The 1,310-nt window shown below is 56.5% G+C and carries 3 protein-coding genes; all 3 read right to left on the bottom strand.

The annotated features are described in order from the left end of the window. Positions 1-56: 56 nt before the first annotated feature. The 3 genes from ACWF41_RS21405 to ACWF41_RS21415 all read right to left on the bottom strand — a co-directional run bounded on the left by ACWF41_RS21405 (position 57) and on the right by ACWF41_RS21415 (position 1,122). The gene (locus ACWF41_RS21405; protein ID WP_376139447.1) at positions 57-299 is read right to left on the bottom strand and encodes a hypothetical protein; all 243 of its coding nucleotides are present in this window, start codon (positions 297-299) and stop codon (positions 57-59) included. A 78-nt stretch (positions 300-377) separates the two neighbouring features. After that, entirely contained in the window at positions 378-584 is a 207-nt protein-coding gene (locus ACWF41_RS21410; protein ID WP_377974030.1) for a DUF5710 domain-containing protein, read from the bottom strand. A 10-nt stretch (positions 585-594) separates the two neighbouring features. Further along, complete coding sequence (locus ACWF41_RS21415; protein ID WP_376139445.1) at positions 595-1,122, bottom strand: replication/maintenance protein RepL; 528 nt, start codon at positions 1,120-1,122, stop codon at positions 595-597. Between the last annotated feature and the right edge of the window lie 188 nt (positions 1,123-1,310).

The following is a 1,310-nucleotide window of genomic DNA, read 5'->3' on the forward strand; positions in this document are numbered from 1 at the left end:
GGGCTAACCCAAGCGGCCTTCGGCCGTGGCTGGCCAGGGGCCGCGGGGCGGCCTGGTCAATCGGCCCGCATGCCGATCAAGCCGAGATAGTCCACCACCCAGAAAACAACCTCCGGGTTCTCGATGCCGGAGCCGGCGCACAGCACTGTGAAATCGTCCTCGGTGATCTCGTCATCGAGGCTGGCCACGAGCTGGTAGGCGGCCTCGTATTCCTCGCCGATGCGCATCGTCATCAGGTTTTCAAGGGCCTGACGGGTTGAAGTGTGTTGGGGGGGTATCGCTACAATGGTTTGAGCCATGTTCAGTCCTTATCCGACTGGTTGTGGTTAGGTCCTGGCCAGGGCTGCAACCCGGGCCAGGACCGCTTAAAGCGCTGGCTAAGGAAGCCAGCGGCGAAACTTCAGCATGTCCATATCGGCTGCGATGTACCAAGTCTTCAACGTGGAATCCCACTTCGCGCCAAGCGCTTTGACCTGGTCTTTGTCTTTGAAACTGACACGCAGGTTGACCCGATGCGGCGCGGGTCGCGGCTCATAGTCCAACCTGTGCATCTGCTGCTTAAGAGTCAGATCTTGGTCTCGCATTCATCGTCTCCTAGGGAAGCGACAGCTCGCCTTGATCCGGCGGATCAATGGGGTCGTTGTCGATGAAAGGACGCTCGCCAGCGAGCAGTTGAGGAACCACGTTGAGGCTTTTTGCTTCTTCGATCAGATCGTCGACAGGTTGAGACTGTTCGGTTTCAGCGAGGACTATTTCAGCGTTGAAGGCGGCAAAGCGAGCGCCTCTTCGTCCTTGCCAGGCGACCTGTGAATTGATGATGTAGACGTTCGATTTGCCGCTCTTGAGAACCTGGATAAACCGAGCGTCTGCTAGCGCTGCAATCGCTGTCTTGGCGGTCCTGTCCGCGATGCCCATCGCGCTGGCCATGGCTGCGTAGCTCATGACCACACCGTTTGACCCTCGCGTCAGTCGCGACGTGAGGAAGTGAAGCACGGCGAGGCCGGTGGGATTCTTCAAGCCGAACTGCCACATCTTCTGATGCGCTCGCTTATCCACCTGCAACCACCCCTGCACATTGCCGCGATGATCGTCGTCATCTTTAGGTAGGGTAACGTTGGTCATTTTCATTCACCTTAAGTGCCGTTAAATGCACGGTAAGGGAATTATAAGGCCCTGTTAGTACCTTTGAAAAGGCAAAATCGAGTCGTTTTGACTGCAAAACGGTCGTCAAATTGCACAACGTTGTGCAATCTGCTGCACAGGTGCAAAACGGCGAAGACCCGCATGGATACTGGCTGAACGGTCAAAAC

It is taken from the genome of Isoptericola sp. NPDC055063 (assembly GCF_053608125.1).

Coding starts and splice junctions, on each gene's coding strand:
- ACWF41_RS21415 (WP_376139445.1), bottom strand. CDS start 1,122: ATGACCAACGTTACCCTACCTAAAGATGACGACGATCATCGCGGCAAT.
- ACWF41_RS21410 (WP_377974030.1), bottom strand. CDS start 584: ATGCGAGACCAAGATCTGACTCTTAAGCAGCAGATGCACAGGTTGGAC.
- ACWF41_RS21405 (WP_376139447.1), bottom strand. CDS start 299: ATGGCTCAAACCATTGTAGCGATACCCCCCCAACACACTTCAACCCGT.